Source organism: Paenibacillus sp. EB106-05-06-XG162, from assembly GCF_058791655.1.
Genome location: NZ_JBYTDT010000004.1, coordinates 37,400 through 63,380, shown reverse-complemented (window position 1 = coordinate 63,380; position 25,981 = coordinate 37,400). Strand labels below are relative to the sequence as shown.

The 25,981-nt window shown below is 45.7% G+C and carries 29 protein-coding genes; 28 read left to right on the top strand and 1 reads right to left on the bottom strand.

From position 1 onward, the window contains the following. Positions 1-242: 242 nt before the first annotated feature. From AC3WU2_RS11375 to AC3WU2_RS11345, 7 genes are all read left to right on the top strand, one after another. Positions 243-422 carry an IDEAL domain-containing protein gene (locus tag AC3WU2_RS11375; protein WP_018755336.1) on the top strand — a complete coding sequence of 60 codons (180 nt, stop codon included), beginning with the start codon at positions 243-245 and terminating at the stop codon, positions 420-422. Between the two features lie 125 nt (positions 423-547). Then, positions 548-973 carry a DUF2487 family protein gene (locus AC3WU2_RS11370; RefSeq protein ID WP_492454156.1) on the top strand — a complete coding sequence of 142 codons (426 nt, stop codon included), beginning with the start codon at positions 548-550 and terminating at the stop codon, positions 971-973. Between the two features lie 180 nt (positions 974-1,153). Then, positions 1,154-1,687, top strand: a complete 534-nt coding sequence (locus AC3WU2_RS11365; RefSeq protein WP_379348172.1) for a Rieske (2Fe-2S) protein — start codon at positions 1,154-1,156, stop codon at positions 1,685-1,687. Positions 1,688-1,703: 16 nt separating this feature from the next. Continuing rightward, complete coding sequence (gene qcrB / locus AC3WU2_RS11360; protein WP_379348170.1) at positions 1,704-2,375, top strand: menaquinol-cytochrome c reductase cytochrome b subunit; 672 nt, start codon at positions 1,704-1,706, stop codon at positions 2,373-2,375. Positions 2,376-2,392: 17 nt separating this feature from the next. After that, positions 2,393-3,274 carry a c-type cytochrome gene (locus tag AC3WU2_RS11355; RefSeq protein ID WP_492454153.1) on the top strand — a complete coding sequence of 294 codons (882 nt, stop codon included), beginning with the start codon at positions 2,393-2,395 and terminating at the stop codon, positions 3,272-3,274. A 68-nt stretch (positions 3,275-3,342) separates the two neighbouring features. Further along, complete coding sequence (locus AC3WU2_RS11350) at positions 3,343-3,993, top strand: DUF1405 domain-containing protein (protein WP_492454151.1); 651 nt, start codon at positions 3,343-3,345, stop codon at positions 3,991-3,993. Between the two features lie 70 nt (positions 3,994-4,063). Further along, positions 4,064-4,957, top strand: a complete 894-nt coding sequence (locus tag AC3WU2_RS11345) for a sporulation protein YpjB (RefSeq protein ID WP_492454149.1) — start codon at positions 4,064-4,066, stop codon at positions 4,955-4,957. 87 nt (positions 4,958-5,044) lie between these two features. On the opposite strand, the gene AC3WU2_RS11340 is transcribed toward AC3WU2_RS11345, so the two are convergent. Next, positions 5,045-5,914, bottom strand: a complete 870-nt coding sequence (locus AC3WU2_RS11340; protein WP_018755343.1) for a YitT family protein — start codon at positions 5,912-5,914, stop codon at positions 5,045-5,047. Between the two features lie 175 nt (positions 5,915-6,089). Between AC3WU2_RS11340 and AC3WU2_RS11335 the strand changes: the two genes are divergently transcribed. The 21 genes from AC3WU2_RS11335 (at position 6,090) to AC3WU2_RS11235 (ending at position 25,958) form a co-directional block, all read left to right on the top strand. Beyond that, positions 6,090-6,431 carry a nucleotide pyrophosphohydrolase gene (locus tag AC3WU2_RS11335; RefSeq protein ID WP_314585437.1) on the top strand — a complete coding sequence of 114 codons (342 nt, stop codon included), beginning with the start codon at positions 6,090-6,092 and terminating at the stop codon, positions 6,429-6,431. A 70-nt stretch (positions 6,432-6,501) separates the two neighbouring features. Beyond that, complete coding sequence (locus AC3WU2_RS11330) at positions 6,502-7,050, top strand: tetratricopeptide repeat protein (protein WP_492454146.1); 549 nt, start codon at positions 6,502-6,504, stop codon at positions 7,048-7,050. Then, complete coding sequence (dapB, locus tag AC3WU2_RS11325; protein WP_492454144.1) at positions 7,034-7,837, top strand: 4-hydroxy-tetrahydrodipicolinate reductase; 804 nt, start codon at positions 7,034-7,036, stop codon at positions 7,835-7,837. The genes AC3WU2_RS11330 and dapB overlap by 17 nt, the downstream gene beginning before the upstream one ends. A 45-nt stretch (positions 7,838-7,882) precedes the next feature. Further along, positions 7,883-8,305: a methylglyoxal synthase gene (mgsA, locus tag AC3WU2_RS11320; RefSeq protein WP_379348155.1), complete on the top strand. Its 423-nt coding sequence runs from the start codon at positions 7,883-7,885 to the stop codon at positions 8,303-8,305. Beyond that, positions 8,302-9,000 carry a bacillithiol biosynthesis deacetylase BshB1 gene (gene bshB1, locus AC3WU2_RS11315; protein ID WP_492454141.1) on the top strand — a complete coding sequence of 233 codons (699 nt, stop codon included), beginning with the start codon at positions 8,302-8,304 and terminating at the stop codon, positions 8,998-9,000. Before mgsA ends, bshB1 begins: the two co-directional genes overlap by 4 nt. Before the next feature lie 59 nt (positions 9,001-9,059). After that, a complete protein-coding gene (bshA, locus tag AC3WU2_RS11310; RefSeq protein WP_492454139.1) occupies positions 9,060-10,229 on the top strand; it encodes an N-acetyl-alpha-D-glucosaminyl L-malate synthase BshA in 1,170 nt (389 codons plus the stop codon). Continuing rightward, a complete protein-coding gene (locus tag AC3WU2_RS11305) occupies positions 10,230-11,570 on the top strand; it encodes a CCA tRNA nucleotidyltransferase (RefSeq protein ID WP_492454137.1) in 1,341 nt (446 codons plus the stop codon). Then, complete coding sequence (locus AC3WU2_RS11300) at positions 11,557-12,537, top strand: biotin--[acetyl-CoA-carboxylase] ligase (RefSeq protein WP_492454135.1); 981 nt, start codon at positions 11,557-11,559, stop codon at positions 12,535-12,537. The genes AC3WU2_RS11305 and AC3WU2_RS11300 overlap by 14 nt, the downstream gene beginning before the upstream one ends. Positions 12,538-12,802: 265 nt before the next feature. Then, complete coding sequence (gene panB, locus AC3WU2_RS11295) at positions 12,803-13,684, top strand: 3-methyl-2-oxobutanoate hydroxymethyltransferase (RefSeq protein WP_492454699.1); 882 nt, start codon at positions 12,803-12,805, stop codon at positions 13,682-13,684. After that, positions 13,681-14,559: a pantoate--beta-alanine ligase gene (gene panC / locus AC3WU2_RS11290; protein WP_492454133.1), complete on the top strand. Its 879-nt coding sequence runs from the start codon at positions 13,681-13,683 to the stop codon at positions 14,557-14,559. The genes panB and panC overlap by 4 nt, the downstream gene beginning before the upstream one ends. A gap of 14 nt (positions 14,560-14,573) precedes the next feature. Next, positions 14,574-14,957, top strand: a complete 384-nt coding sequence (panD, locus tag AC3WU2_RS11285) for an aspartate 1-decarboxylase (RefSeq protein ID WP_492454131.1) — start codon at positions 14,574-14,576, stop codon at positions 14,955-14,957. Positions 14,958-15,058: 101 nt separating this feature from the next. Next, entirely contained in the window at positions 15,059-15,688 is a 630-nt protein-coding gene (locus AC3WU2_RS11280) for a tetratricopeptide repeat protein (RefSeq protein WP_018755355.1), read from the top strand. Between the two features lie 73 nt (positions 15,689-15,761). Then, positions 15,762-18,653, top strand: a complete 2,892-nt coding sequence (gene dinG / locus AC3WU2_RS11275) for an ATP-dependent DNA helicase DinG (protein ID WP_492454129.1) — start codon at positions 15,762-15,764, stop codon at positions 18,651-18,653. Beyond that, entirely contained in the window at positions 18,631-19,296 is a 666-nt protein-coding gene (locus tag AC3WU2_RS11270; protein ID WP_018755357.1) for a redox-sensing transcriptional repressor Rex, read from the top strand. The genes dinG and AC3WU2_RS11270 overlap by 23 nt, the downstream gene beginning before the upstream one ends. Then, entirely contained in the window at positions 19,271-20,584 is a 1,314-nt protein-coding gene (locus tag AC3WU2_RS11265; RefSeq protein WP_492454127.1) for an amidohydrolase, read from the top strand. The genes AC3WU2_RS11270 and AC3WU2_RS11265 overlap by 26 nt, the downstream gene beginning before the upstream one ends. 11 nt (positions 20,585-20,595) lie before the next feature. Then, complete coding sequence (locus AC3WU2_RS11260) at positions 20,596-21,090, top strand: cell wall elongation regulator TseB-like domain-containing protein (protein WP_018755359.1); 495 nt, start codon at positions 20,596-20,598, stop codon at positions 21,088-21,090. 100 nt (positions 21,091-21,190) lie between these two features. Further along, the gene (locus AC3WU2_RS11255; RefSeq protein WP_492454124.1) at positions 21,191-21,592 is read left to right on the top strand and encodes a cytochrome-c oxidase; all 402 of its coding nucleotides are present in this window, start codon (positions 21,191-21,193) and stop codon (positions 21,590-21,592) included. Between the two features lie 148 nt (positions 21,593-21,740). Continuing rightward, the gene (locus AC3WU2_RS11250) at positions 21,741-22,280 is read left to right on the top strand and encodes a hypothetical protein (RefSeq protein WP_492454122.1); all 540 of its coding nucleotides are present in this window, start codon (positions 21,741-21,743) and stop codon (positions 22,278-22,280) included. Continuing rightward, positions 22,273-23,778 carry an AAA family ATPase gene (locus AC3WU2_RS11245; RefSeq protein WP_492454120.1) on the top strand — a complete coding sequence of 502 codons (1,506 nt, stop codon included), beginning with the start codon at positions 22,273-22,275 and terminating at the stop codon, positions 23,776-23,778. Before AC3WU2_RS11250 ends, AC3WU2_RS11245 begins: the two co-directional genes overlap by 8 nt. 105 nt (positions 23,779-23,883) lie before the next feature. Further along, entirely contained in the window at positions 23,884-24,756 is an 873-nt protein-coding gene (locus AC3WU2_RS11240) for a 3-hydroxyacyl-CoA dehydrogenase family protein (protein ID WP_492454118.1), read from the top strand. Beyond that, the gene (locus AC3WU2_RS11235; protein WP_492454116.1) at positions 24,753-25,958 is read left to right on the top strand and encodes an acetate/propionate family kinase; all 1,206 of its coding nucleotides are present in this window, start codon (positions 24,753-24,755) and stop codon (positions 25,956-25,958) included. Before AC3WU2_RS11240 ends, AC3WU2_RS11235 begins: the two co-directional genes overlap by 4 nt. Positions 25,959-25,981: the final 23 nt, after the last annotated feature.

Genomic DNA, 25,981 nt, shown 5'->3' with positions numbered 1-25,981 from the left:
CAAAGCAATGGGGGGCGAATGCACAAAACGGTCGTGGAAACGCTGAATATGCTTTATTAAGGGCAGTTGGTCGTGCCACCCGGTAAACGAATTTTCTGCCTATACTCTTTCTCTAGGTTCACCCCGCCAAGGTCGTCCGAAAATGGCAGATGATGATTGGGCATAAGCGTCGAACAATGGAAAGATGCGGTGAGAGGAAAGGAATATAGGATCTCTTGGACGTAAGTGTGGAGGTGTATCCTATGGATAAAATGAAAGTTACTTATGAAGCAATGTTAAGTTTAACAGCTGAAATGGTGCTTGATGAGGCACTACGCAAATATCGAACTGAACAAATTTATCTGGAGATTGACAAAGCTTTGGCAACCGGGGATCGGATCTCCTTCCGAATACTGACGGATGAGCTGAAATCCATGAATTGAAGAGTCGCGCCAGCGGCTCTTTATTTTTGTAAGAACTTTCATGCTGAAAATTTCATGAAGATCTGAATGGTCTATCTTGTCCCTGGGAAAATTATGTTTATAATGGATGGGAGAGGAGTGATACCATGAAATTTAGTGAAATAGCAAGCGATCAATGGGAAGAATTGCAGCCGTATCTTGACACCTGCCTCCTCCCTGTCACAGGATTAACCGGCAAGGAATCGCCCTATGAAGCGACTTTGGCATTAGAGCAGCTAAGGGATTGGATGGACGAGGTGGAAGTTCCGTTTAAAGGACGAATGGTAACGTATCCTGCTTTCCATTATGCTGAAGAGAAAGATTGTGAAAGAGTCAATGCATTTTGTCAACATCTCAAAGAAGGTGGGTTTACCTACGTAGTTCTGATCTCAGCGCAATTATCTCTGACGGAAGAAATGGTTAAGAGTGCTGATCTGGCGCTGTCTCCAGCCACTGTAATCCCATCAGAGGAAGAGAATATTAGCCACATCATGACCCGCAAAATCCAGCAACTTTGGCACAAAAATGTCTAGACTAATTGTGACAAATTCGCAACATTTACCTGTGGCTTTCCGTGAACTTCCTAGAAATGTATTGGTAAATTCTTGACGCTATACAGGTCCTAAGATATTATAATTATGTCCTAGTTAGTGTGTGATTTTATTCATTGAAACGTAAGGAAACTATGGTTGGCAAAGGGGGTTGAACACAGAATGAGTAACCATAATGAACATGAGAAGAAGGGGAACGCAAGGAAGGAGATGACACGTCGTCAATTTCTTGCGTATACACTTGGGGGTACGACGGCATTTATGGCTGGCGGTGTAGCAATTCCGATGATTCGTTTTGCCGTAAATCCGTTATTGGAAAAGAAAGAAAAAGGGTCGTTCATTAAGGTTGTCGAAGAAACCAAAATTACGAATGAACCTCAGGAATTCTCTTTCCAAAGACACCAAGTTGATGGTTGGTACGAAAGCGATGCCAAATTATCTGCTTACATATCTAAAAGTGAGGACGGTAAGATTTTTGCATTGTCCCCGATTTGTCAGCATCTAGGCTGTACGATTGGTTGGAACAATGATAAGAATTTCCCGAATGAGTACCACTGTCCTTGTCACGGGGCTCACTACACCAAAGACGGCAAGAACTTGGCTGTTGCACCTCGTCCGCTAAAAGAGTATCAGATGAAAATCGAGAACGGTTTCATCTACTTGGGCGATTTGATGGATAACACAAGAGTTAAATAAGGAGGCGTAAAATCAGATGGCTAAAGGTATCTACAACTGGATAGATGAACGTCTTGATATTACGCCGATGTGGAGAGACGTTGCAGATCACGAGGTTCCTGAACACGTTAACCCTGCGCATCACTTCTCCGCATTTGTATACTGTTTTGGCGGATTGACGTTCTTTATCACTGTAATTCAAATTTTGTCCGGTATGTTCCTGACGATGTACTATGTTCCGGACATTATTAATGCCTATGCGAGCGTTGAGTTCTTGCAGACCAAAGTTGCATTTGGTCAAATCGTTCGCGGGATGCACCACTGGGGTGCGAGTCTTGTTATCGTAATGATGTTCTTACATACGCTCCGCGTATTCTTTACAGGATCTTACAAAGCGCCTCGCGAAATGAACTGGGTAGTTGGCGTATTGATCCTTTTCGTAATGCTCGGACTTGGTTTCACAGGTTATTTGTTACCATGGGACAACAAAGCATACTTCGCAACAAAAGTAGGTATGCAAATTGCGGATTCCGTACCGGTCATTGGTCCGTACGTAAAAGAATTCCTGCAAGGGGGAACAATCGTCGGAGCACAGACGTTGTCGAGATTCTTCGCTTTGCACGTATTCTTCTTACCGGCTGGACTCCTTGCACTCTTAGGCGGACACTTCTTCATGATTCGTAAACAAGGGATCTCGGGACCACTATAAGAGAGGAGGAAGCACGCGTGGCACATGGTCATAACTCGAAAGAAAAAGTCGTCTATGTTGGAGATTCGCGTATTCGTAAAAGAAGCGAAATTGCGACTCCGCCGGACTATACATCCTATCCGGGTAAATCCGAAGCCTTCATTCCGAACTTTCTACTGAAAGAGTGGATGGTAGGTTGCGTCATGTTAGTCGGTTTCCTCGTACTTACGATTTCGGAACCGGCACCGCTTGGTTATCCAGCGGACCCGACGAATGCGTCGTTTATTCCTGTACCAGACTGGTACTTCTTGTTCTTGTATCAGCTTTTGAAAATGCCCTATGCATCCGGAGACTTTGTCGTTCTTGGTGTTGTTGGTATTCCAGGCGTATTGTTCGGAGCACTTCTGCTTGCACCGTTCTTGGATCGTGGTAAGGAAAGACGGTTCTATAGAAGACCAATTGCTTCTTCGCTTATGTTCCTATCGCTTATTGGCGTAATCTATTTAACGGTTACTTCGTGGCAGGGATATGAAGAAGAATTGAAGCTTACTGGAACAACGCCTGAGCATATCGTACGTGAAGAAGAGGCAAGGGAGCGGGCTCTCGAAGGACTGCCTCCGAAGAGCAATGCGGCAAAAGGCACGGTTGAAGTTGCACTCGTTGCACCGGATGATCCTGCTATGGAATCGATGAAGACTGCAACCTGCTTGAGTTGCCATGGTACTGATTTGAAGGGTCAAGTAGGACCTTCTCTTCGCGGGATTGGCGATACGCTCACTCAAGACGATATTCTAGGTGTCATTAAGAATGGTAAAGGTAAGATGCCTGCCATGTATGATACGGCGAAATCGAGTGGGCTCTCAGATGAACAGATCACGGGTATTGCAGCTTGGCTTGCTAAGCAAAAAAAAGCACAGTAAACTTATAGTTAGACAGAACCTGATCGTATAGGCGGTCAGGTTCTCTTTGTATGGAAGGAGACGCATACGTGAAATCTTTCTTGTGGTACTGCAAGCAGATCTTATTGAATCGATTGATCTTATGGGCCTTGTTTATTTCGAATGGTGTTGGGACGATCTATGGCTACTACTGGTATAAGAATCAATTGATTGAAACGCTGAATAATAAGCCGTTATGGCAGATTGTATTCGTTCCAGATAGTCCAACGGCTTCACTGTTTTTTACCATAGCTGTAGGGTTCCTGCTCTTCCCGCCAACGTCTAAGGTATGGCGTGGGATCCGCAAGCTGGTTGAAGCGTTAGCCGTAGTGACTTCGGTCAAATACGGCATCTGGGCCATTACGATGATTCTTGCTGGAGCGGCACTTGGCGACCCGCTTGTATGGCAACACTGGATGCTTATGGCTTCACATTTAACAATGGCTGTGGAAGCTCTGATTTATATCCCATTTTTTACTTTTGGGCTAGCTACACTGGTTATCGCTTGTTTGTGGACGCTGCTAAATGACACCATGGATTATACTTTTGGCATATATCCATATCTTTCAAATCGTTTAGAGTCGTATATCACAGTCGTACGTAACTTTACATTTACCCTCACGATTGTTAGCTTTCTAATGGGATGGATGACATATTTTGCTGCTCGTCCACAACGGAGCGATTCCCGTTACAAACGCTAACAACCTTTCTCACGGTAAGTGTTCTAAGCGCGGACAACCTCACATAGGGTAAGTATGGGAGGGGATGTCCATGTTCTCAAGATTTTTTATGGTCATTATATTATGCGGTTTGTTAGTGGGCTGTCAGCCAAGCGCTGCTTCCAAATCGGATTCGAATACAGAACTCCGACCTGTTGTCGAACAAGTCGTGCCAACCAAGCAAGATCAGCAGGTGGTTTTGGAACAGTTCGCAGCAAAGGCGGAGAAGGTTTATAGGGGAGCCATATCAGGTGAAGCGATACAGGTTCGTGAGGATATCGCGCAGATTGAGCTCATGCTGAAGCAGATCCCGCTAGGTCAGTTGACTTCCGTCGATGGAATCAGAGCATTGACGAACACCATTATAGAGACGAAGCGAACCGTAAATGCGGTGAGCCTAAATCCAGATCGTTGGTTGCTCACGACGGCCAAGATGAGGCTTGCTGTAGATGCACTGGTGAACGCTAAGCATGGGTTGTGGACACAATATTATAAGGCATTTATCGAGGATATGGATCAGTTAGAGGCTGCTGCCAAAGCGCCGAGTAAGGAGAAGTTTGCTTCATCCTTTAGAGGATTACAGCAGCATTATGAACTCATTCGTCCAGCTGTCATTATTGTACATCCAGCGGATTTCGTCGAGAAGTTCGATTCCTATGTGTCCTTCTTACAGACGGCAACCCAAACGGAGCCATTCCAGGGGCAACATGCAGCTGAGGCCATATCCATTGGTAAACCGTTAATCCAAGAGTTATTTATGAAACGAACAGATAAGCCGACATTTGTTCCGCCAGTTGGTACAGGTCAAGACCCTTGGATCTGGATCGTAGGCATTGGAGCGGTTGTTGTCACTGTTCTGACCTACGTGGGCTTTCGCAAATATCAGTATGAGCAGGAACTTGCCCGACAGAAGAAGTTACGTAACCGCACGGATCGTAATAAATGAATTTTATGATATAAAAAAAAGCCTCTGGAATGCCACTGTAAATCGTGGCTCCTGAGGCTTCTTTTTTTGGAATGCAGGACGGAGTCGTTATTCTTCTTTAAATCCTTCACCATGGACGTCATGTACATCATTAATAATAATGAAGGCGCGTGGATCTACGGACCGGATGATGCCTTGCAAGGTTCGCATTTCGGATCTGGCTATAACGCAATAAGCCATATGCTTCGCCTGCTTTGAATAGGCGCCAATCGCGGGGATTAACGTCACCCCACGCTCCATTTCCTTCGTAATAATATCGGCAATCGCAGGAGCCTCATCGCTTATTATGGTAAAGGCTTTGGCTGCATAAGCACCTTCTTGAATGAAGTCAATCAGCTTAGAAGCAATGAATACCGTCACGAAGGTGTACAGAATTTTTTCTTTCGGAACTAAGAATAAGGCGGATCCAATGATGATAACATCGAACATGAGGATGATTTGACCCATGCTCCAACCAAAATTACGATTCAGAATTCGTGCGATGATATCTACGCCGCCTGTCGTTCCTCCGAATCGGAATACGATTCCAAGGCCTGCCCCAAGCGTTACACCCGCATATAAGGCAGCTAGAATGATATCATGTTCTGCGTTGAATGGATCGATGACACCGTTTGCAATGAGCAGTTCAATTAACCAGAGGAAGAAAGATAACGATAACACGCCAAGAATCGTGTAGGCCATAGAACGTTTGCCTAATATTTTTAGCCCCACGAAGAACAGAGGGATATTAAGCAGTAATGTTGATAATGATGGCTTGACGTTAAAAGCATAGTTCAGGATAAGCGCAATCCCTGTCAGACCGCCTTCCATCAACTGATTAGGAATAATGAAATACAGGAGTCCGAAAGCATAGATTGCCGTACCGCATAGGATTGGAATGACGGTCTTGATTGTGCTGCCTAAGTTATGTAATTTCATGGGATCCCTCTCTATATTGTTCATAATATCATTAGTATACCTTCTTTAGGTTGTTTAAAAAATGATTTGTTTTCAAAGGTGCTTTGAAGTAACATATGGATAATAGTACATGTTCATAAAGTGGTCAAAATGAGTTAAATGAATTGACAACAATGCGATAGGAGTAAAGAACCGCATGGAAGAGAAATCATTAGCTGGCATTCAGCGTGAAGTCGATCAGTATATCTCGCAGTTTAAGGAAGGGTATTTCAGCCCGCTCGCACTACTCGCACGGATGTCCGAAGAAGTCGGGGAACTGGCGCGTGAAGTGAACCATGAATTTGGCGAGAAGAAGAAAAAAGCATCCGAAGCCGATAACTCCATTGAGCTGGAGCTCGGAGATATTTTATTCATTACGGTTTGTTTTGCAAATTCATTAGGTATTGATCTGACCGAAGCGCATAATAAGGTCATGCATAAATTTAATACACGAGATGCAAACCGTTGGACCAAGATTGAGAACGCAGCAAAAGAATAAGGTGGAGGATACACCGAAACCATCCTCGCATCATATGCTTAACCAAGTGTACTGATAGAGAGGTGAGCGTATGACTGCGGAGGAGTGTATTCATAAAGCATTTCAATCCATATTACAGAACGACTTCGAACAGGCGATCGATTGGTTCGAGATGGCGATCAAGCTTGAGCCGAATAATCCCAATCATCATTATAAACTCTCGATGACGTATATGCGCAGCAACCGTCTGTCGAATGCGCTCGAACAGGCGCGAATAGCTTTGCAATATGACCCGAGCAATGAAGGATTTCGCACGCATTTGAATTTCCTTCTGGCAAAGCAGCATACACAGGAGGCAGAGAAGGTGCTCACACAGACAGTTCGTGAGACCCATTATGCCATTCTGCTGCTGCGAGAAGCCGTTCAACTGGATCCGCTCGCAATTGAGTCATATATCATGCTAGCGATGGCTTATGCGGAGTTGAAGGATTATCACCAAGCCATTCAAGTGATCAAAGAAGCCCAGCAATTAGATCCTTATAATAGGGCGGTTGAAAATTTATTGGAACAGTATAAAGATCATTTACATTTGGATCTGAACAATATATCGAAGGAGAGTTACTATGTCACAGACGATTAGCGTGGCGGTTGTTGGAGCAGGCGGCCGTATGGGTAGAGAAGTCGTTAAAATGGTGTTAGAGGATGAGAAGCTGCAGCTTGTTGCAGCCATTTCCCCGAGCAAGGTCGGGCAAGACGCAGGAACGATGGTTGGCCTGCCGGCTTGTGGGGTGGAGGTCACAGGGGATCTTGAGCTTGCGCTGGTGGAATCGAAACCTGATGTGATGGTAGACTTCACAACCCCACATACGGTCCTTGCCAATACTCGCTTAGCCATTCAGCATAAGGTTCGTCCGATCATCGGTACTACCGGGTTCACCCCAGAACAAATTGCAGAGTTGGACGAGCACTGTAAGCAGCAGGGCATTGGAGGACTCATCGCCCCGAATTTCTCAATTGGCGCGATTCTCATGATGAAGTTTGCTGCACAAGCAGCAAAATATTTCCCGAATCTTGAGATCATTGAGTATCATGGCGATCAGAAGCTCGATGCACCATCAGGTACAGCGGTGAAGACGGCGGAACTAATTGCGGAGGTTCGCGAGGAGCTGCGTCAGGGCAACCCGAATGAGCATGAGACGATCGAAGGGGCACGTGGCGGATATTATAATGGATTCCGCATACATAGCGTACGCCTGCCGGGTGTATTTGCTCAGCAAGAAGTCATTTTTGGCGGATTTGGCCAGACGCTCAAAATTCGTCACGATTCTTATGAGCGTGCGGGTTATATGCCGGGTGTCAATTTAGCCGTGCATAAAGTAATGGAATATACAGGACTCATTTACGGTTTTGAACATTTTATTGATTGATCCAGCATGAGGCTGGAAATAGATAAGAGAGTGGAGAGATGAGACATGTTGAAGATTGCATTTATCGCACATGACCGCAAGAAAGATGAAATTGTGAATTTCGTTATTGCCTACGAGCAGGTTTTTAAAGGACATCATTTATATTCGACTGGGACGACAGGACTTCGTATTATGGAACAAACTGAACTCGATATCCATCGTTTCATGTCGGGTCCGCTTGGCGGAGACCAGCAAATTGGTGCGCTAGTTGCTCAGAATGAGATGGATCTGATTATCTTCTTGCGTGATCCATTGATGGCGCAGCCCCATGAACCGGATATTATTGCTTTGCTGCGTCTATGTGATGTACAAGGCATTCCTGTTGCGACCAATATTGCAACAGCGGAGATTCTTGTGAAGGCGCTAGGCCGTGGGGATTTTGCATGGAGAGAGCTTGTCCATAAATATAAACCAGGTGTAGAAGAATGAGTGTAGGTTTAGATATCCTCGTGTTCGGCGCGCATCCAGATGATGCGGAGATCGGCATGGGGGGGACAATTGCGAAGCATACGAATGCAGGGCAGCGTGTTGGGATTTGTGATCTAACCTTTGCCGAAATGTCCTCGAATGGGAATGTAGAATTAAGACAACAAGAAGCACAGACTGCGGGCCAAGTATTACAATTGGCAGAACGAAGCATTCTAGGACTACCGGACAGAGGACTTCGTTCAGTTCCGGAGCAGATCGATCAGATCGTAGCAGAAATTCGTCGATTGCGTCCGCGAATCGTGTTCGCACCCTACTGGGAAGATCGTCACCCCGATCATGTTCAATGCGGACGGTTGGTCGAAGAGGCTGTCTTTAATGCCAAGCTTCGTCGCTATATGCCTGAGGTAACTCCATGGACGGTAGAGCAGTTTTATTTTTATTTTATTAACGATCTAGGACCTGCGACGATGATGGTGGATGTTACAGAAGTGTACGATCAGAAGATGGACTCTCTACGTGCATATGGCTCTCAATTCGAAGCGCCAAAGGCAGGGAATGATATCGTTGCTACACCGCTGAATCAAGGGTATTTGGAGCGGGTAGAGGCTCGTGATCGGATGCTTGGGCAGAAGCGTCTTGTAGGTTATGCAGAGGGTTTTGTGAGCAAGCCACCTTATTTGGTTAATCTTTTTTAGAGAATGACGGAATATAATTTTGTAGCTAAGACCCTTTAGTTATTAGGAGGACCGAGAGTATGGGAGAATCGTTGAAAATTGGAATAACCTGTTACCCTTCTCTAGGCGGTTCGGGTGTTGTGGCGACAGAATTAGGAAAACTATTAGCAGAAAAAGGACATCAAGTTCATTTTATTACGCACAGCATTCCGTTTCGCTTGGGAGCATTTCAGAAAAATATTTTCTATCATGAAGTCGAAGTGAACGATTATTATGTATTCAAATATCCACCTTATGATCTTTCGTTAGCTTCGAAGATGGCTCAGGTTGCTAAGATGCAGCAGCTGGATATTCTTCATGTTCATTATGCTGTGCCTCATGCGGTATGTGCTTATCTCGCGAAGCAAATGGTTGGTGATCATCCTTTGAAAGTGGTCACGACACTACACGGCACCGATATTACGGTACTTGCTCAAGATGAGTCCTTGAAAGACCTGATTCGGCTTGCAATTAATCAGAGTGATGCCGTCACAGCGGTCTCCAAGGATCTGATTCGTGAGACGCATGAGTTGCTTGATATCACGAAGGACATTGATCTCACGTACAACTTCGTGGACAAACGTGTATATTATCCGCGTAACTGTAACGGATTGCGTAAAGAGTTCGCCTTGCCTAACGAGAAGATCATGATGCATATCTCGAACTTCCGTCCCGTCAAACGCGTTAGCGATGTAATTGATGTGTTCGCGAAGGTTCAGAGCAAGACCCCGACACGATTGTTGCTGGTTGGCGAAGGTCCGGATTTACCGAAAGTTCAGTCTAAAATTCGTGAGCTCGGCATAGAAGATCGCGTGACATTCCTAGGTAAACAGGACGATGTCGCACAGGTGATCTCCCTTGCAGACCTGCTGTTGCTTCCTTCGGAGAAGGAAAGCTTCGGTCTCGTTGCATTAGAAGCAATGGCGTGCGGTGTTCCAACGATTGGTTCAATCGCTGGAGGAATTCCTGAACTCGTCACGCATGGCGAGACAGGTTACTTGGCAGAGATTGGCCATGTTGATGATATGGCAGATTATGCGCTGCGTCTCTTAACCGATCCGCAACTAATGGAACGATTCAGGGTAAATTGTCTCAATCGGGCTCGCAATGTTTTCTGCAATGATCTTATTACAGCTGAATATGAGAAAATCTATTATCGTGTACTGGGGCGTCCCATTCCGGAGTCCTTGATAAAGGTGGGCTGCTCGTAAATGTGGGATCAAATTCAAGCGGATGCATCTTTGATTGCGGGAGCGAAATCCGTGCTTGTGCAGTTAAATGAGGCTGGATTTGAAGCCTATCTTGTTGGGGGCTGTGTTCGAGATACCATTCTCCATAAACCCATTCATGATGTTGACATTACAACCTCTGCGTTACCAGCAGAGGTTATGTCTATTTTCGACCATACCATTCCAACAGGGCTTCAGCATGGAACGATTACGGTTGTAATCGACGATAACTTGTTCGAGGTAACCACATTCCGCGAAGAATCTGAATATGAGCAATATCGACGACCAACGGCAGTTGCTTTTATTCAGAATCTTGATGGCGATTTGCAGCGCAGAGACTTTACGTTTAATGCCATGGCATTAGATGTCAAAGGCAAGCTTCATGACCCATTTCAGGGGCAGAGTGATTTGATACATCGTATTGTCAGATGCGTCGGTGAGGCAGATGCGAGATTTCAGGAGGATGCGCTTCGGATGCTTCGTGCGATCCGTTTTGCAGCCTGTTATGATTGCGAGATCGATGAACCGACTTGGCATGCGTTGCAGATGCACCGAGATAAGCTGCAATTTATTGCAATGGAGCGCGTGCGTACGGAACTGGAGAAGATCGTAGAGAAGTCTCTATTGAGCCTTGTACAAGGGATGAGGCTTCTCGTACGAAGTGAACTATTATCTTGTACCAAGTCATCTCTATCCGAGCTTGTTATAGACGATAATCTCTTCCAATCCCGGATTGAACTAGCCAGCGATACGGTATTTAGGGAATCATGGGATGGTTCAGCAGATGCTATTACGCGATGGGCTCTACTCTTCACACGCTGTGAGGTCTCACCCGGGACGGCAGGAAGTCTGATGCAGCGATTGAAATTTGCTAACCATACAGCTGCGAATATCGTCCAGCTGCTGCAGTTGGTAGAGCGAGTCGAGTCTGCACAGCAATTAGGTGTACAGGGGCTGGTACGTCCAATATGGACACGTGCGATCGTGGACTATGGCAAAGTAACTGCAGGAAGAATGTTAGACCTGCTTAAGGTCGATCAGCTATTTGCGCTGCGCTGGTTCAAGGATAGTGAACAAGAAGGAACCTTGCTCCATGAACTCAATATACATGGAGCAGCATGGCTAGCGGCACTTGAGATCAGCCAGTTAGCTGACCTGGCCGTGCGAGGACAAGATATTGTCAAGCATCTCAAGAAATCGCCTGGGCCATGGCTTGGGAATTTATTGAAACAAATGTTGTACCGCGTTGCGACCGGAGAGATTCCGAATACTCGCAGCGCAATCCTAGACGAAGTGAATCGAGTGATCCATGAATATGAGTGAACCCTTATTACAATTGTTGTTAGCCAATACGAACTCGTACATCTCAGGTGAGGAAATTAGCCGACAGCTGCAAATTAGCCGTACGGCGGTATGGAAACAAATCAACAAACTGCGGAATCAGGGGTATGAATTCGACGCTATTCCGCGTGTCGGTTATCGTCTGAAGCAGAAGCCGGACCGATTGAATACCCTTATGCTGCTCAGTCAGTTGAAATCATCAGTGATGGGTCAGCAGATCAAATTGTTGGAATCAACACCCTCAACTCAGATCATAGCCCAGCAAATGGCTGAGCAAGGAGCGCCGGAAGGAACTCTAGTCATCGCAGAAGAACAGACGTCTGGGCGAGGCCGCATGGGGCGAGCGTTCCATTCTCCATCTGGTAAAGGGATCTGGATGAGTCTGATCCTGAAACCGCAGACATCATTACAGTTCACACCACAGTTAACGTTACTTATTGCCGTGGCATTATGCCGTGCCCTTCAAAGACTTGTTCCGATATCGATTGGCATCAAATGGCCGAATGATCTCCTCGTGGGAACGAAGAAAATTAGCGGAATTCTGCTCGAGTCAAGTGCAGAGGATGAGCGGGTCCGCTACTGTATCGCAGGCATAGGTATTAGTGTGAATTTGGATCCGGAAGACTACCCTGAGCCGCTGCGAGAGGTTGCCACTTCGCTTAAGATTGAATCTGGCTCTAAGGTAGATCGTACAGTGATTATTACAGAGTTTTTGGCTGAATTCGAGACGCTGTACGCGCTCTATAACGAACAAGGCTTCGCGCCCATCCGAACATTGTGGGAGGCATTATCGATCTCGCTGCACCGTCCGATTACCATCAATACGCTGCAAGGCAAGGTGATAGGGATCGCAGAGCAGCTGGACGAGCTTGGCGCACTATGGATTACCGAATCAGCAACAGGCGAACGACGCAAAATTTTCTCAGGCGATGTGGAATTTCACAGATGAAAATATGCAATGAATTTGTTATACTGGTCTGTATAGAGGCAGTATCAATCTCAAATTGAACTGCACTCTGACAGATTTGTACTAGCATTCCAATTGAACTCTATATCTTAGTGGACTATGGATTCTGCTCTGAGCCGAAGGGACCGAGACAGAAGGATCAGCACCATGATTCTTTTTTGTACGGTGACCTTTTTAGTGGAAATGCTAAAAGGTTTTTTTGTTTTGCGCACAATACAAAAAAGAAGGGATGATGAACATGACAGAAATGAAACGCAAACAACGACTGACAATTCCGAAGTTCAAACAAATGAAGGTGGATAAGAACCCCATCACCATGATTACAGCGTATGATTATCCATCTGCGATTTTAGCGGAGGAAGCCGGGGTAGACATGATCCTCGTAGGAGATTCCTTGGGGAATGTGGTTCTTGGTTATGACTCAACACTTCCGGTGACGATCGATGATATGGTCTATCATACCCGTTCCGTCGTTCGTGGTGCCCAGGACACCTTTGTGGTCGCTGATATGCCGTTCATGACGTATCACGGCAGTGTAGATCAGACGCTTCGCAATGTGGCGCGGTTGATGCAGGAAGGTAGAGCGCATGCGGTTAAGATGGAGGGCGGGGCAGAGATTGCACTTGCTGTGGATGCGGTCGTCAAAGCAGGCGTACCTGTCGTCGGACATATTGGCTTAACACCACAGTCGGTTCATCAAATTGGCGGATTCCGTGTACAAGGGAAGGTCCCGGAGGATGCAAAGCGATTGCTCGAGGATGCCAAAGCATTGGAACGTTCCGGTGCATTTGCCATCGTCTTGGAGCTCGTAACGGAAGAAGTGGCGACATACATCTCGGAGCAGCTAAACATTCCAACCATTGGCATTGGTGCAGGGCGCGGATGTGATGGGCAAGTGCTCGTATTCCATGATGTGGTCACCTATGCATCACCTTATCGGAATAAGAAATTCGTCAAAACCTATGTCGATGTTGGATCGTTAATCCGGCAGGGCATTTCACAATATGTGCAAGAGGTTAAAGAAGGCAGCTTCCCAGCGCCTGAACATGTCTTTACAGCAGAAGATACCGTTGTAGAGAGCCTCTATGGCGCACGCAAGCAGGAACGAAAGGCGGAAACCGTGCAATGATCGCAATCGAGCAAATTACAGAGCTACGCCATCAGTTAGCTCATTTACGTCAAGAGCGTTCAAATGAAGGACGTATCCCAACAGTTGGCTTTGTGCCGACGATGGGCTATTTGCATGAAGGCCATGCAAGTCTAATACAAGCAGCGAAAGAGCAGTGCGATATCGTAGTATTGAGCATTTTCGTCAATCCGATTCAATTTGGTCCGAACGAAGATCTCGATAAGTATCCTAGGGATGCGGAGCGCGATTTAGCACTCGCTAAGCGGTTAGGCGTGGACCTTGTCTTCTTGCCAACGGTGGATACAATGTACCCGACACCAACGAAGACGAAAGTCAACGTCGATGAAGTTACGACGCTCCTGTGCGGAGCTAGACGCCCAGGACATTTTGATGGCGTTACGACGGTCGTCTCCAAATTGTTCAATATCGTTCAGCCTGATTATGCTTTCTTCGGCATGAAGGATGCACAGCAAGTGGCTGTAATCCAACAAATGGTCTCTGATTTGAATTTCCCAGTGACGATCGTGCCATGTCCGATCATTCGCGAAGAAGACGGACTTGCGCTAAGCTCGCGCAATGTCTATTTGTCGGAACAACAGCGTCAAGAAGCACTCGTCTTATCACAGTCCTTATTCCAGATTGATACGTGGATGCAATCCGAAGAAGTCTCAACCGTAGCACAATTACGGGATCGTATTATCCAGCATATTGAGACATCGCCAGGGGCGGATATTGATTATGTAGAAATCTTATCCTTTCCGCAATTAACGGAGTTAGATGCAAGTGCATCGCTTCAAGCGCATAAAGGTCAAGCGATCATCGCACTCGCGGTTCGATTTGGTACAACACGCTTAATCGATAACCGAATTTTATAAGGGGTTGACGGAATATGATGAGAAATATGATGAAATCGAAGCTGCATCGGGCAACAGTAACCGAAGCGAACTTGAATTATGTTGGAAGCATTACGATTGACCGCGATTTAATGGAAGCAGCAGATTTGTGGGAGAATGAGCGCGTACAGATCGTGAACAATAACAATGGCGCACGACTAGAGACATATGTCATCCCTGGAGAGCGGGGGTCAGGCGTGATTTGTCTGAATGGCGCTGCCGCAAGACTTGTTCAACCGGGCGACCAGGTCATTATTATTTCTTATGCGATGATGTCGAATGAAGAAGCCAAGAATTATCAACCACAAGTTGTAATTCTTGGAGCGAATAATCAAATCGTAAGCCAGACCAATCAGGAAATTCACGCCACGATTCTTTAATCGTTGGTTTCCAGTATGAAAAGCCCCGCCTTTACGAAAAATGAACATGTAGCTGTTGTACATCATCATTATTTCACTTTCGCTAGAGGTGGGGTGCATTTATGTTTCAACATTTATTTGCGACGATGAACGAAATGTTGGATGAGATTCTTGTGCATTATCCAAAGGCTCAAGGTGGGGCTAAGCAGGACTTGCAGCAAAAATTAACTTTGCTGAAATCCATGAGTGACGGGATTGTCGAGGAATGGCTCCGGTTCGAAGAGAAGATGGGAGTGCTGCGTGAAAGTCAGCCTGATCATGCATCGGTGACTGTACTTCCTGAGAGCCAGAGTGAAGCTTTTCAACGTGGACAAGGATATTACAAATTATGTATGTATGATTTGTCCGCTGAAGCGTTCGAGCAAGTGATCCGGCATTATCCCGATTCATTGGTTGGACGTATTTATTTGGCCATGGCTTACCTGCAGCTGAATGAGTTCAATGATGCTTATCGACATTTTCAATTTATTATTCCCCTTACCGAGAGCAAGAAGCTGAAGGCCATCTCTTACAATGCTCTAGGCTGTATTCAAGCGCAAAATCAGAATATCGAGAAAGCGCAAGAATATTTCCATCATGCCCATCAAGCGGATCCGACTTTTCAAGAACCGCTCACCAATTTGAAGCTATGCGAAAGCACGGAATACGAAGGCGCTTATCAGTATGGCAGCGAATTAACTTCCTTTATGTAATCCATTCTGATTCCAAAATTCCGGGTGATCTGTTATGCTTAAGAGATCATTGGAACGAAGGGACCTTATTACGATGAAATTCGCAGTTCTCGATTTTGAGACAACAGGAAACCAGCCCACCGATGAAATTATTCAGGTTGGGCTTGTTATTATAGATCATGATTTATCCATAGATCGAATTTTCACTTCTCTTGTGAAACCAAGCACGAATATACCACCTTTTATTACCCAATTAACCGGGATATCAATTGATGATGTGGCTGATGCACCAACGCTAGATGATGTGATGATGGAGATGGTATCTCTCCTTGGTGATGTCGTGCTGGTGGCACACCATGTCGCATTCGACTTTAACTTTCTGCAGCAGGCACTGGATCAGACGGGTTATTTGCCATTCACAGGTCGAATCTTGGATACGATCGATTTCTTGCGGATTTGCTTTCCTGCATTAACGACGTATCAATTAAGCGCAGTAACATCGTGGTTTGATATTCCGCACGAGCGTCCTCATCAAGCGGACAGCGATGCCTTAGCCACTGCTCATGTATTACTGAAGTGTCTGGAGAAGTTGGATGATCTTCCGCTCTTAGCTATTCAACGATTAGCTGATTTGTTCGCGCAAGATGACAGCGATCTGAACTGGTTCATGCATGAACTGCTGGCTGACCGAGAGATGCGTCCGGTCATTACCGATGATAGTGGTCGTGCATTTCGTCAGTTCTCGCTCCATATTGAGGATTGGACGGAGATTCCTCCGCCTCGAGAAGAACTGCTTACCAACCCGCTAGAAGGTCAGAACTTCGAACAGTTCTGTACCGATTCGATTGATCGTCTACGACAATTCCTTCCTCAATTCGAACAGCGTGAAGCGCAGAATATTATGTTCCATGAAGTGAATTCAGCGCTAGAGGATGATCATCATCTTCTGTTGGAAGCGGGTACAGGAACGGGTAAATCCTTAGGGTATTTGATCCCTTCGATTTATTACAGCGTCAAGAATGACAATAAAGTGGTCGTCAGTACACACACGATTAATCTGCAAGAACAGATTCGACAGCGAGACGTACCGCTCCTCAAGACGATATTACCGGTTGATTTCAGAGTATCGGTATTAAAAGGTCGCAGCCATTATTTGTGCTTGCGGAAGTTTGAACATAAAATAAATACAAAAGATTTCATTACGCCAAAGGAAGATATTATTACAGCAGCACAGATGCTGGTATGGCTTGCCGAGACAGAGCATGGCGATAATGAAGAGCTGCATTTTGGCAATAAAGGAGCCGATTTCTGGGATACGGTTGCTAGTGATACGGATTCTTGTCTGAATCGAGCTTGTCCTTGGTTCCGCAAATGCTTCTACCATCGCGCTCGCCATGAAGCAAATATCGCAGATGTGATTATTACGAACCATTCCTTATTATTTACAGATATCAAGGTGGATCATCGATTCTTACCTGTTTATGATCATCTTGTCATTGATGAGGCCCATCATCTCGAGGAAGTCGCCGGGAAGCATCTCGGTCTGCATGTGAAATATTTCAGTCTTGTTCATACCTTGCTGCGCTTGCTTAAGGATAGTAAGAATGGACAATTGCCGACGCTGCGCAATCGTCTCCATGTTATTCCTGATGAGAAGGCACAAATGGCATGTGAAATTATTGAAGATTCCTATTCGCAGCTTGTTGATGCCAAAGAGATGTGGGATAAGTTAACGGAAATTTTGTTCAGTATGATGCCGCAGCGGACAAGTGATGCGAATCAAGAGCAGGGCCAATTTGTATATCGACTGCAGACAGAAAAAATGCCAAATGATTGGGATGCAGCTTCGGTACTTGAAGATCAGCTGAATGCCCTCTTGAACGAAATCGTTCGTAAATCTGAGCGTTTGCTGCAAGATCTGCGGGATATACAGGAGGAATATGGGATTCAAGCGGCCGTGACGGATTTATCCGGAACAGTGAAGGATTTGGCGCGTGCGCGTGATGACATCCGATACTTTATGAAAATGAAGGAGCCGAATGTCGTATTCTGGATGGAAGCAAGCAGTCATTTCCGTAGTAAATCCTTGCAATTATTCGCTGTTCCAGCGGATGTCAGCGCTCAGCTGAAGGAATATTTCTTCGATGCGAAGAAAAGTATCGTGCTCACATCAGCAACCTTATCGGTTGATAAATCTTTCCAATACATGATTGAGCAGTTAGGATTGCAGGAAGCCCAGGATCAAGGACGGCTTCAGAGCATGGTGCTCCCATCGCCTTTCCAGTATCGTAAACAGGCGCTAGTGGTGATCCCACGCGATTTCCCGATGCTCAAAGGATCGAATCCGGATGCACATTTCGTGCAGACCTTAGTGAAGTCTCTGGCTGACGCAGCTGTGGCTACGCATGGCAGAATGCTCGTCCTGTTCACATCGTACCGGATGATGAAGCAGGTGTACGATCCACTCAAGGAGCTTCTAAGCCCGCATCAAATTCAGGTTATCGGACAAGGGATTGACAGCGGGAATCGGAGTAAGTTAACTCGCAGGTTCCAGGATCAATCGGCGTCCGTTCTCCTCGGTACAAGCAGCTTCTGGGAAGGCGTCGATATTCCTGGTGATGCGCTAACCTGTCTGGCGATTGTGAGGCTTCCGTTCCAGCCGCCGAATCATCCGCTCATTGAAGCAAAGTCGGAGCTGCTGCAGAAGGAGAAGAAGAATCCATTCATGAAATTGTCAGTTCCGCAGGCGGTTATTCGCTTCAAGCAAGGGTTTGGGCGATTGGTACGTACCGCGCAAGACCGTGGGATCGTCATTATTTATGACACACGTGTTATTGAATCTTATTATGGCAAGTATTTCTTATATTCTTTACCAGGTCCGAAGATGGAGCATATGCGGCTAGATCAAATCGTGCCTCGAATGCAAGAATGGCTGTCGGACGAGGAAGAGAGGGGAGTCATCCATGAAAACAATGAAAATATCTGAAGCAGTTGTACGCCGTCTTCCCATTTATTTGCGCTATTTGAGTGAATTGCAGCAGCGTGAAGTCCTTACGGTCTCCTCGCAGGATCTCGGATTGAAGCTGGATTTAAATCCAGCTCAAATCCGTAAAGATTTAGCGTATTTTGGCGAGTTCGGGCGTAAAGGGATTGGCTATGATGTTGCTTATTTAATTCAGAAAATCCGCCAAATTTTGAAGCTGAATCAGCAGATTAATGTCGCTCTTGTCGGGGCAGGTAATCTTGGCCAAGCATTAAGTAACTACAATACATATCTTAAGGATAATATGAAAATTGTAGCTGTTTTTGATGCACATCAGCCGAAGATCGGCAGCAAGATTAATAATATTGTTGTTCAGCCGATGGAGGATTTAGAAGCGACTGTTCGTGAGCATAATGTTCGTATCGGTATTATTACCGTTCCTGCGATGGAAGCACAAAATGTGGCAAACGCTTTTGTGAATGCGGGTGTAGAAGCAATTCTGAATTTTGCACCGGTCATCTTAAAAGTGCCTCAGCATGTGCGTGTGCACACAGCTGATTTTACAACGGATTTATTGAGCTTGGCGTACTACTTGCACAATGGGAAGGATATGGACGAAGATGAAGAAGAATCTATGGATCATTAAGAACGGCTATTTCGCCGTTATGAACGCAGATAAACCTGTAATTCACGGGGTTATGGTGATAGAAGGGGATCAAATTCGGTATGTAGGCGAGCAGCTTCCAGCGGATTTGGTGATTCCTGAAGATGTAGAGGTTATGGATGGCAAAGGGCTATTGTTCTTACCTGGATTAATGAATACGCATGGTCACGCAGCAATGTCCCTGTTGCGCGGTCATGGTGATGATCTTGCACTGCAAGTATGGCTCCAAGAGAAAATGTGGCCGATGGAAGGTAAATTCACCTCGAAGGATGTCTATTGGGGTACATCGTTATCTGTCCTGGAAATGTTAAAAGGTGGAACGACAACCTTCCTCGATATGTACGATCACATGGATCAAGTGGCAAAAGTGACAGACGAATCAGGTATTCGCGCGGTGCTGATGCGTGGAGCGATTGGTCTATGTCCTGAGGATGTTCAGCTGGCGAAGCTTGCGGAGGCGGTTCAATTTGCGAAGGATTGGCATGGGAAGGCGGATGGCAGAATTACGACGATGATGTCACCACATGCGCCTTATACCTGTCCTCCTGCGTTCATTGAGAAGTTCGTACAAGCAGCGCATGATCTAGACCTGCCAATGCATACGCACATGTCGGAGACGGCAGCGGAAGTACAGCAGAATGTGAATGAATATGGGCTTCGCCCTGTGGCGCATCTCGAGAAGTTAGGTGTATTCACACGTCCGACGCTTGTTGCGCACGCGGTACATTTGACGGATGATGAGATTGAGACGCTTGCACGTTACAACGTAAGTGTATCGCACAACCCTGGCAGCAATTTGAAGCTTGCGAGCGGTGTTGCTAGAGTACCGGATCTGTTAAAAGCAGGCGTAACGGTATCGCTTGGTACGGATGGCGCAGCGAGCAACAACAACCTCGATATGCTTGAAGAAATGCGTCTTGCTGCATTAATTCATAAAGGGGTATCGGGTGATCCGACAGCTGTTCCTGCTTTAGAAGCCTTGCGTTTAGGCACGGAATATGGAGCGAAATCGATTGGGCTGGAGAATGTGACGGGATTGCTTCGTGCAGGGATGAAAGCCGATTTCATCGCTGTTAACATTGATCAGCCGCACTATAAGCCGCATACAGATCTGATTTCCCATGTGATTTACTCGGGTGCAGCACAAGATGTTTGGCATGTATGGGTAGATGGCAAACAGGTCGTCAAGAACCGTGAATGTCTAACCCTCGACGAAGAGAAAATTATGCGTGAAGCACAAGCTTGCTTCGACGGATTGTTAGCGCGTTAAGGGAGTTACAGATGCAAAGAAGATGGATCGTTATTATCATATCTGTCATTATACTGATTTTGCTCGGACTGCATTTATATTATCGGAATGTACAGAGCGGTGAATGGCTTGCAGAAGATCGGGCAACGAAAGCTGCTTTAGAGCAATCATCCTTGAAGAAGGTAACAGGGATACAGAAGTCTGTATGGGAAGATGTATATTATATCGTCAATGGACTGGATGAGCAGGATCAGAATTTAGTGGTGTGGGTCAATCAAGAGGGAACTTCCGTACACACGGAGCAACTGAAGCAAGGTTCGACGAAGGAAGCGATACAAGCGAAAGTATTAAGTCGATCGCCTGGCGCAGATATCATTACAATCGTACCTGGCATTTGGGAACAGCAGTATGTATGGCAGGTGTTCTATAAAGCCTCCAAACCGAACGAAAACGTACACTACTACTATGACTTTTACCGTTTCTCGGATGCAGGGTATTTGACAACGTATACCTTGCCTAATCGATAAGATAACCTTCGGAAAAAAAGTATTCTAAAATAAGGATCTCGTCGATATACTAATCCCGACCGAGTAGGGTCATATTGATCGGAAGGGGTTGGTTCAATCCATGGGTATTCGATTTCTGAAGATTGGTGTGCTGTACTTTATCTTGTCAATGGGTTTGGGGATTTATATGTCAATGGCCAAAGATTATGTGCTTGCAGGTGTTCATGCGCACGTAAATCTAATCGGTTGGCTATCTATGGCGGTATCTGGCGTGATCTATATATTATTCCCTAGGGCGGATAACAGTGCTCTGGCGAAGTGGCATTTTTGGTTAATGAATTTAGGTGTCATCATCATGATGGGCTCTCTAATCACCTTATTGCTTACAAAAGAAGAGACGCCGTGGGGACCGATTATTGGTGCAGGTGGTGCACTACTTATCCTTAGCGCCATTTGTCTCCTGATCAATCTCTTTAAAAATGTGAATATCAATGAGACGCGTACATCGAGAAATTCGAAGTGACAGCGGAATTTGAAGAGCTTGCCTTTTAAGGCAGGCTCTTTTTCAATTGTTCGAGCGATGGTTGGCAGGGCTTCCACACATTACATTCTTCAATCGTATATATCCTATGATATACTGTGTGATATACGAAATGAAGGAGGGCGTTACATTGAAAATACGTGTTAAACCACTTGTCCTAACACTGGTCGGATCGATGGCCGTCCTTTTTGGCGGCTGGTTCTTCTATCAGAATGTAGCTGTACAAAGTCCTGTAGAGAAGGTAGCCAAAGAAGTATCGACGGTATCTGATGCGAAAGCAAACATTACGCGTAATGATGTTCAACTCGTCATTCAAGTTCAGCCCGATGCGAATTTGCGAGAAATCGTTCAACATATATATCAGTCCGGTAATAAAGTCATTGGTGATAAGAAATTGAATATTACCGTAAGTAATCCATCGTCTCCACTGCTTGATGATTGGTGGTCTCATGCGTTGTTCGGCGTCGCACAAGCGATGGAGAATAAGCAATACTCAGAGATTCCACAAGTATTAGAAAAGACGAGCAAGTCGTTAAATCTAACACAAGTTCACACATCTGCTGAGATGGATGAACGAAATGTATATGTAACCATTACCGATGGAAAGGCAAGCAAGTATATTATTCTTCCTCGCAAGGGTGAGCCCGTGGGGGTGTGGCCTAATGCTTAAAGGGTGGAGAGAAGTCGTTATTGGGTTTGTGATCGCGTTATTTATTTTTCTCGGCATCATTGGGGTGAACATCTTGCCTTTTGTTGGTGTCGCCCTTGTGATCGGAGTTATCTATTTAGCCATGAAGAGCCGTGGGGGCAGCTTGACAGTTGGAAGACAACAACGACGAGTAGGCGGGTCGTCTAAGCCTAGTTATTTGACCTTTGAACAGATTGGCGGTCAAGAACGTGCGAAGCAGGAATTGATTGAAGCGTTGGATTTCCTCATCAACCACGAGGAGATTAAGAAGTTCGGGATCAGGCCGTTGAAAGGTATTCTATTAACGGGTCCTCCGGGAACCGGGAAGACGTTAATGGCAAAAGCTGCAGCGCATTATTCGAATGCGGTGTATGCTGCAGCTTCTGGTAGTGAGTTCGTTGAGATGTATGTCGGGGTTGGTGCAGGCCGTATCCGTGATTTATTCAAGCAAGCAAGAGATCAAGCCGTGAAAGAGAAGAAAGAAAATGCGATTATATTCATCGACGAGATCGATGTCATCGGCGGGAAGCGGGAAGGCGGCCAGCAGAAGGAATATGATCAGACGCTCAATCAGCTTCTAACCGAAATGGATGGGATTTATTCGAATTCTACCCCTCGTGTGCTCGTGATTGCTGCGACGAACCGAAAGGAAATGCTCGACAGCGCATTGCTGCGTCCAGGCCGATTTGACCGACATATTCGTGTCGATTTGCCGGATAAGAAAGGTCGATTGCACATCTTGAACATTCATGCGGAAAATAAACCAATGGATAATTCGGTGCAGCTGGATACGATCGCTGTTCAGTCGTTTGGATTCTCCGGCGCACAGCTCGAAAGTGTCATGAATGAAGCTGCAATTTATGCAATGCGGGAGAAGCTGGAGCAGATCGAGCAGCGCCATTTGACCATGGCGATCGATAAAGTCATGCTCGGTGAGAAGACGGATCGTGAAGCGACGAATGAAGAACGCAGACGTGTCGCCATTCATGAATTGGGACACGCGATTATCGCTGAAATTGTTAGACCTGGCAGTGTGGCACAAGTGACCGTTAGTCCGCGTGGACAGGCGCTTGGATATGTTCGACATAATCCATTAAAGGATCAATATCTGCACACCAAAGAGTTTCTAGAAAGTCAGATTATGATTGCGCTAGGCGGAGCTGCAGCGGAAGAAATTTTCTACGGCGGACGAAGTACAGGATCTTCGAATGACTTCGAGCAATCGCTGCAAATTGTCGAGACGATGATGAATGCGGGATTGACCAATTTAGGGATCACCAATGTTCAGATCGTGACGCAAGAAGAGCGAATGAAAGAAAACGAACGAATCATGAATGAGCTCTTCGAACGGACGCGCAACGAACTTGAATGCCATAAAATGGTATTTGAGAAGACTTTGGAATTCCTTATTTCGGAAGAAGTAGTATCTGGCGACCAATTTAGAAGAATATTTTGTGACAATATACAATTACCAGCGTAAAATGTGCGCTGGTTTTTTGTCTAATTTTTTTCGACATGTTAAAATAGATGGCGGAGTTCTGAGAGATGATATATACAGAGTTGTCGGAAAGGATGGTTTATAACCATGCAATTTAAGAAAATTGGCGTCATTGGCGGGGGAACCATGGGTCAAGGGATCGCTGAAATGTTGGCGGTTCGTGGACTTGATGTATTATTAGTGGAGCAATCGGCTGAGAAATTAGATTACGCATACAGCATGATTGAATTAAGTCTGGATAAACAGCTTGAGAAGTGGGGCATTACGATGTCGGAGAAGAAGATAATTCTCTCCCGCATTCAAAAAGTATCGCATTTTGCAGAGCTTGGAACATGCGATATGGTCATCGAGACAATTTCGGAAGACTTGGAACTGAAGAAGCAAGTATTCGCAGAACTGGATGCTGTATGTCCAGGTCATATTATTTTGGCGAGCAACACGTCTACACTCAGTCTTACAGAGCTTGCGAGCTCGACGAAATATCCATCGCGTGTGATCGGTATGCACTTCATCTACCCTGTTGCGAAAGTGGATTTGGTGGAAATTATTCGCGGTCTGAAGACTTCGGATGATACATTCATCCAGACGAAGCACTTTGTTGAAGAAGTTGTGTCGAAAAAAGGCATCATGGTCTACGAATCTCCTGGATTCGTAACATCGCGTATTATTCTAACATTGATTAATGAAGCATTGCATGTCTTGCAAGAAGGCGTTGCAACAGCAGACGATATTGATGATGCGATGCGTATCGGTTATGCATTCCAACATGGGCCGCTTGAGATGGCGGATCGTTTTGGTCTGGATTCCGTATTAGCAGCGATGGAGCGTATGTTCCGTGAGTTTGGCGATTTGAAATACCGTCCATCGGTACAGCTGAAGAAGATGGTTCGTGCCGGTCATTTAGGCGTGAAATCGGGCGAAGGATTTTTCAAGTACAATAAGGATGGGGATCGAGTATGAAGATTTTAGTTATTAATGCAGGTAGTTCTTCGGTGAAATATCAGTTGTATGATATGACAGATGAGTCTGTTCTTGCGAAAGGTCTTGTAGAACGTATCGGAATGGATTCTTCAATCCTCACGCATGAGCCGACTGACGGCCAAGAAGTGAGCGAAGTAAGCGAAATTCTCGAGCATACAACAGCGGTTCGTAAAGTCTTGGATATGCTCGTACATCCGCAGCACGGTGTGATTAAATCCATCGATGAAATTGAAGCTGTAGGGCATCGTATCGTCCATGGCGGGGAATCATTTAGCAAGTCTTCAATTGTTACGCCGGAAGCGAAGTCAGAAATCCGCCGTCTGTTCGACTTGGCGCCTCTTCACAATCCAGCACATATGTCCGGTATTGTAGCGGTAGAAAAGAATATGCCGAACGTTCCGCAAATCGTTGTGTTCGATACGGCTTTCCATCAAACCATGCCGGAAAAAGCGTATTTGTATGCCATTCCGCGCGTATTGTATAAGAAGCATAAAGTTCGCCGTTATGGCTTCCACGGAACATCTCACAATTTCGTAAGTGCGAAGGCTGCTGAATTCTTGAACCGTGATATTAAAGACATGAAGATTATTACATGCCACATTGGTAATGGCGGTAGTGTAACAGCGATTTTGAACGGTCGATCTGTCGATACGTCGATGGGGATGACACCGCTTGAAGGCTTGATGATGGGTACACGTAGCGGGGATTTGGATCCTGCGATTGTTCCTTTTGTCATGAATAAAGAAGATCTAACCGTGAATGAAGTAAACTCGATGTTGAACAAACATAGTGGATTACAAGCCATCTCTGGCGTGAGCAGCGATATGCGTGAAATTATCGACGGCATGCTGGCAGGAGAACCTAATTCGACATTGGCTTTTGACATGTACGAATATCGCATTCGTAAATACATCGGGTCATACGCTGCAGCAATGAACGGTGTAGATACCATTGTTTTCACAGCTGGTGTGGGTGAGAATGCAGTTGTATTACGCGAACGTGTCCTTGAACAATTAACATTCTTGGGCATCGAGCTCGATATAGAAGCGAACAAAGTACGTTCGAAGCAGCCTCGACTGATCTCAACTCCTAATTCGAAAGTACAAGTGCTTGTCGTACCGACGAATGAAGAATTAATCATCGCTCGCGATACACATCGCTTGGTGTTAGAATCGAAGTAAGCAATATCATTTGTTGTTAAAGG